This window comes from Bacteroides sp. HMSC067B03 (assembly GCF_001811315.1).
Classification (GTDB): Bacteria; Bacteroidota; Bacteroidia; order Bacteroidales; family Bacteroidaceae; genus Bacteroides; species Bacteroides faecis.
In genome coordinates this window covers 36,653-43,371 of sequence record NZ_KV804338.1, presented here as the reverse complement: position 1 = coordinate 43,371, position 6,719 = coordinate 36,653, and the positions used below count along the sequence as shown (strand labels likewise).

General features: G+C 36.3%; 4 protein-coding genes. 2 read left to right on the top strand and 2 right to left on the bottom strand.

The window, feature by feature from the left end; genetic code table 11:
- Positions 1–106: 106 nt before the first annotated feature.
- Together HMPREF2794_RS10430 and HMPREF2794_RS10425 are read right to left on the bottom strand one after the other, a co-directional pair.
- Complete coding sequence (locus HMPREF2794_RS10430) at positions 107–1,072, bottom strand: glycoside hydrolase family protein (RefSeq protein WP_070751477.1); 966 nt, start codon at positions 1,070–1,072, stop codon at positions 107–109.
- Positions 1,065–2,924 carry a glycosyltransferase family 2 protein gene (locus HMPREF2794_RS10425; RefSeq protein ID WP_070751476.1) on the bottom strand — a complete coding sequence of 620 codons (1,860 nt, stop codon included), beginning with the start codon at positions 2,922–2,924 and terminating at the stop codon, positions 1,065–1,067. Before HMPREF2794_RS10425 ends, HMPREF2794_RS10430 begins: the two co-directional genes overlap by 8 nt.
- A 252-nt stretch (positions 2,925–3,176) precedes the next feature.
- On the opposite strand from HMPREF2794_RS10425, the gene HMPREF2794_RS10420 reads away from it, so the two are divergent.
- Positions 3,177–4,502: an HlyD family secretion protein gene (locus HMPREF2794_RS10420; protein WP_083312054.1), complete on the top strand. Its 1,326-nt coding sequence runs from the start codon at positions 3,177–3,179 to the stop codon at positions 4,500–4,502.
- A gap of 26 nt (positions 4,503–4,528) precedes the next feature.
- Positions 4,529–6,706, top strand: a complete 2,178-nt coding sequence (locus HMPREF2794_RS10415) for a peptidase domain-containing ABC transporter (protein ID WP_070751475.1) — start codon at positions 4,529–4,531, stop codon at positions 6,704–6,706.
- Positions 6,707–6,719 lie beyond the last annotated feature (13 nt).

Genomic DNA, 6,719 nt, shown 5'->3' with positions numbered 1-6,719 from the left:
CGCAATCCCTGAAAATTTGTTTTTGTAATCTTTTTCATCTTACTTTTTTTATTATTATCAATTATTAAAAAAATAAATAACGGCATTGACCATCAACCATTTATTGCTATATATCCCGCGAAGGATTCTTCATAAGCCATAATCCAACAGCTGTAAGATTGCTATTTACTATTTGCTCATCAAAATACGACTCTTCAACCTTTTTATCAACAAAATATTCTATCTTATCCAGCGAGACGTCTTCTACTATAGCTATATCATAGATGATACTCCACCATAAGTTATCATACCAGAAATTCATACTATTTTGAGGTGCGGTAACGACTAATTCTTCTACCAACTTTCGTAACTGTTTACATTCCACTTCCCATATTGGAGGCAATTGAGAGAAAATTCTTTGGAATAACACTATATCGGTCTCACGATGACATCCTTGGAGAATAACTTGATGAGACAAATAAAGTATATCCCTGAACAGACTTTCCAAAGTATCTACTTCTATTTCCCTCATCTCTGATAATTTCAAAGACACATACAAGATTGAGTTTAAATATGGAAGTCTAAGCATTCCATATTTCTTTTGCCTGATACAATCCGATAATACAAGATTAGCTTGCACTATAACATTAGTTACCCATGCCTGATCTACAGTATCTTTATCATAATAAAGACGAGACAACAAATACAATCCTGAAGAATATAAAGGATAGGGGCTACGTAGTTCCTTCATAGAAGAAGAACGAATATCACAAAGTAGAATCTTATCAATATCATTCAACACATTATCTTCGGGATCACTTTCCACTAAATGCTCCCCTAAGAGTACAGACAATCCATGCCCAATACCACCTAATCCGTCAACTATGCTGGGAGAAATATTGGGTTTTAATTGATTGAATACATCATCTAGTAATTCTGAAGCGATCTCTTCATAAACTGTACTTCCTGAATAATGAGCGTATTTGTACAAGAAAAGAGCAATTCCGATTTTTCCATTGAAAAGCCCTATCAATTCTGTATTTTTCAGATTAGCAACAATAGTATTGGCTATCTGCTGAAGTATTTTATCCATATATATTCTGTTTTTTTATTCTGATTGCATCTCTGAAAAGCTGAATTAATTGAGGAACATAATAATCAAAACTAAATACCTCCCGACTACGATGCATATTATCTGTCAATTGTTTCATTCTTACCTGTTCTTTCAACTTATTCGATAATTCATAAAAATCATGAAAGAAGATGCCGACATCCAATCTTTCAGCCAGTTCCTGAGTGGCCGCAATATGTTTACTATTATCAGGAAAAATCACCGGAAGCCCGGCTGCCGCATAAGTGCTAATCCGAGCAGGTATATTCAAATCATCCCAGGTAGCTTTCAACAAATCGCCATTATTACGGCTTTTAAAGCAATGCAACCATCCGGCATCATATTGCGAGAATTCTTTCGTCCAACTATCTGCAGAAACATGAGAATGAATATGGAAATGCTTCGGTGCTATCTGCATATAGCGCACCATCGCCTTTTCCTTGCAGGCATGATAGTTTTCAGTATACAAATGAATATGAATGTTGTTCCTTACCAGAACAGACAGATCATTATTAGAAATACCAATCATCCTTCCGGCAATCAAAGTATGTACGGCTCCATCTTGTGATGATAGTTTAGAAGAGAAATCGTCCTTAAAATAATCTTTCTTGGGTAAATCTCCATCCATTATGAAAGACAATCCATGGTTTGGTGGTAAGAACTGTTCAAACCATAATTTAATCGCTTCATTCAAAAAAATCTTTCCTGTCGCATGGGTATACAGGTATATCAGTCTGTTCCACATACCATTGCGGAGGCAAACAGATGGGCCTTCTTTGAAATGCCATACAAAAGGTATGTCCGGAAAAGCCTTCAGCACATCATATGCCAAAGGAACTGCTCCAAAGTTTAACAAACCATAAATGATGTCTGGTTTCACCTCCTCGATACCCTGTTTCCAATTCTCAAACGGAATATCCTCTATATGTCCAAAAGGTAAATGTCCTACTGTAGAGAAACTATAGGTAGGATTTTGTATCCACAGCCCATATAATATGTGTCCGCCCTGCTCCAAAGCATAAATACGCTCCGGATTATAAGCCAGTTCTCCTAATATCAAAATTTTCAGAGGATTCTCACAAGGCTTCTGTTCTTTTCTAAAACTCTCATATAGTTTCTCTTCATCTATGAACTTATATTTGGAAACTTTCATCCTGACAGGAGACTGAATCTTATAGTAACTCCTATATTTATTGATTCCTCCTCCATATTTCTCACCAATGATGCAATGCCGCTGCGCAGGATGCAATGTCCAGTAACAAGATACCTTATTAGTCATACCAAAAGTACCGGACTTTGTCAATTTACACCAAAACATAGCAAACAGATCTTCAGTCACCCATTCGCTTCTTTCCAGCCAGCGTTCATCCGTTTTTTTATGCGCTGTCTGAACCAATTGTAAACAACATCCTTTTTTTAATCCTTTACTTTCGGTATCAGATGTATAGTACATGGTATCCGGAGAGGTATATTTCATACCTGTATATACAAGGACCAAATCATCGTATTCTTGAAACTTCTTATAAACCGACTCCAAATGATCCTCAAAATAATAATCATCGGAAGGCAAATAGGCTATCAATTCGTTTCGGGCAATTTTAAGTCCTTGATTTAAAGCATACCCCAGACCTTTATTACTTTCATTTTTAATATATACGATTCTTTCATCATTCAGGAAGTCGGAAATAAACATCTCCGTATCATCCGTACAACCATCATTTATAATAATTAATTCCCAATTGGGATAAGTCTGTCTTTGTAGGCTTAGAATAGCCCTTCTAATAAAAGAAGCCTGATTATAGGTAGGCATTATAACCGAAAAGTGTGTATTCATAATATTTCAGGTTTTGTTGTTATGCGAAGACAAAGAACGGGTATAATAAGTAAAAATAATGAAATTTATGGCCCAAAAAATGAAACTTTCTATTCATTTATTAACTAAAAACTTGAAAACGTATACCAAAAGAACAAAATCGATTGTTATGATCAATTTCTTTCATTTATTGAACAACTTTTCCCTCGTTATCACTTCAAAACGTTTTTACTTTACAGAGAAAAACACCGAATGTTGTTTAAATCTTATTTTATGGAAGCACAAATAGAAGAAGAAGCAAAAAAAGAAGAAGTCGTACAACGAAGTGAAGAGGTACAAACCATTATTGACAGGATGCCTACAAGAGGTGCAACCTATGCAATAATACTAACAACACTACTTATTCTTATAATTCTGATATTAGGATTTGTTATTAAATATCCTGACTCTGTAGATGGTCAGATCTCAATAACAGCGCATATTGCCCCTGTCAGGCTAGTGGCAAATACATCCGGTAAGCTACATTTACTACATGAGAACAGAACATCCGTATGTGAAGATCAGGTAATCGCCTATATAGATAATGAAGCTAACTACAAGGATATCTTGCTTCTAGATTCCTTATTAAATAGGTATAGCAATCAAGATCTTGAAGATTTCCCTATCAGATCCGGGCTTATATTAGGAGGGGCGAGCTCCCCGTACAACTCTTTTTGTATTGCACATTCCCAATATTATCGGACATTGCACTCTGATGTCTATAAAACAATGTGCAATAGCCTCCAACAACAAAATGAAATAAATTCTGAAATCATAGAAAATCTGAATAAGGAGCTTCTTTTAAAAAGGAAAAAGCTAAGTATTGAAAAAGAACGATTGACTAAAGACAGCATCCTGTATCTTGCAAAAGCTATCAGTGAGCAAGATTTTCAACGCCAGCAAAGCACTTTTTACGATTTACAGGCAGCCTATAAAGAACTGCATAGCAGCAGACTGTCGTATACCGCACAGATAAAAAGGAATGAGCAACAGATACAACAATATTTATTACAAGAGCAAGAAGCTCTGGATAAGTTGAGAGAAGAATTATCCGTCAGCAAATCCCAATTGACCAACACTATTCATGCATGGAAAAAGCAATATCTACAAATCAGTCCTATTAATGGGCAAATGGAATACCTGGGATTCTGGAGAGAAAATTATTTTGTACAAAACGGGCAGGAGCTATTCTCTATTCTTCCCGATCAAAATGAAATCGTTGGTGAAATGATAGTTCCATCCTATGGTATCGGCAAAGTTAAAATAGGTCAAACCGCCAATGTAAAAGTTAACAATTATCCATATATGGAATATGGACTAATCAAAGGTAAAGTCAGTTCAATCTCACGGTTATCAAACAAGGTTCAAATGCCATCAGCCACCCAAGCAGAGAGCAATGTTTATCGCATAATCATAACATTTCCTGATGGATTACAGACCAATTTCGGCAAAATACTCGATTTGGATTTTGAATCTCAAGGCACATCCGAGATTATCACAAAGCCGAAACGCCTCATAGAAAGACTATTTGACAACCTGAAGGCAAACGCAGAACAATAAACTTCCCATTATAATTCTATAAAACAATGATATTTCATAGATTTCCAGTCGACTACCAAATGGATTCACAAGATTGTGGTCCGGCATGTTTAAAAATCATAGCCAAACATTTTGGACGATATTACTCTTTACAATATCTCAGAGACCGTTGTGGCATAACCAGTCAAGGTATCTCTTTACTGGATCTAAGTACCGGAGCCGAAAGTATCGGATTACGTACACTTGCCATTAAATGCACATTGGAAGATGTCATCAATCAAGTCCCTTTCCCTGCTATTCTTTTCTGGAAAGATTCTCATTTTATTGTTGTCTATCATGCCAATAAGAAATACATATGGGTATCTGATCCGGCTAAAGGACGCATTAAATACACTCACGAAGAATTCAAAAAAGGATGGTATCAGAAAGGAGCAACCAATGGCGTACTTCTGGCAATAGAACCGACTATAGATTTCAATAGAAGCGATGTCGAAAAGAAACTGGAGAAAAATAGCTTCATCAGTATCCTACGTTATTTTGTTCCTTACAAAAACAGCTTTGCAACGATATTCTTCATTATGCTGGCAGTTACCTTGCTACAAGGAATACTTCCTTTTATATCCAAAGCCGTTATTGATGTAGGCATAAAGACCTCTGACATCAATTTTATTAATATGGTATTGATCGGCAATATCAGCATATTGCTGAGTATTACCATATTTAATGTCATACGCGACTGGGTGTTATTACATATTACTTCACGAGTCAATATTGCACTAATATCAGATTATCTGATAAAACTCATGAAGCTTCCTGTGACATTCTTCGAAAATAAACTTTTGGGAGATATACTCCAGCGTGCACGAGATCATGAACGTATCCGAAGCTTCATTATGCGTAATTCACTGTCAATGATCTTTTCTGTCCTGACATTTATCATATTCGGAATCATACTTTTGGTATACAACCCGATTATATTCTATATTTTCCTGTCCGGTTCAATATTATACGCAGGCTGGGTATTATTATTCCTCCGTATCCGTAAAAAATTGGACTGGGAATATTTTGAACTCATATCCCAAGACCAAAGTTATTGGGTAGAAACCGTATCCGCTATTCAGGATATCAAGATATATAATTACGAGAAACACAGGAGATGGAAATGGGAAGGAATTCAAGCCAGACTATACAAAGTCAATAAAAGAGTGCTCAACATCACTAATGCACAAAACCTGGGAGCCCAATTCATTGAAAATATAAAAAACATGGGGATCGTATTTTTCTGTGCCAGTGCAGTTATAAAAGGTGATATCACCTTCGGAGTAATGATCTCTACGCAATTTATAATCGGAATGCTTAATGGTCCACTTATTCAATTCATCAGTTTCGTTGTATCTGCTCAATATGCCAAGATCAGTTTTCTACGCATGAATGAGATCAGACAACTACAAGATGAAGAAGAACTGCTTTCTATTGGCAGTACCTCTATTCTGCCCGAAAACAGAGACATCAGTTTAAACAATATAATATTTCAATATAGCCCTAATTCTCCACTAGTATTGACTAACATATACCTGACTATTCCGCAAAATAAAGTAACGGCTATTGTAGGAGGAAGCGGTAGCGGAAAATCTACTCTGCTCAAACTATTAGTCAGACTTTATAAACCGACCTTTGGAGAAATAAAAATGGGTAACATGAATGTATCGAGTATCAACCTGCGTACCTGGAGAAATATGTGCGGGGTAGTCATGCAGGATGGCAAACTATTCAGTGAAACAATATTAGCAAACATTGTATTGGATGACGAACATATTGATTACGATCATCTGCACAAAGTGTGTCAGATGGCCCAGATAGAGGATGAAATCAATGGTATGCCCAAAGGATTTGATACAGTAATTGGAGAGAAAGGACGAGGAATAAGCGGAGGACAGAAACAGCGCTTACTGATAGCACGGGCACTATACCGTAATCCGGATTTTCTCTTTCTGGACGAAGCAACAAACTCATTGGACGTCATCAATGAGAAGAAGATTGTTGAAGCACTGAACAGTGCTTTCAAAAACAGGACTGTTATCGTAGTAGCTCACCGGCTAAGCACCATACGAAACGCAGATCAGATTGTTGTTCTTAATAAAGGCAGAATTGTAGAAGTAGGCAATCACGAAAATCTTATTGCCAGAAAAGGTGAATACTTTAACTTGGTCTCTTCCCAATCATAGCTATATAAAAACT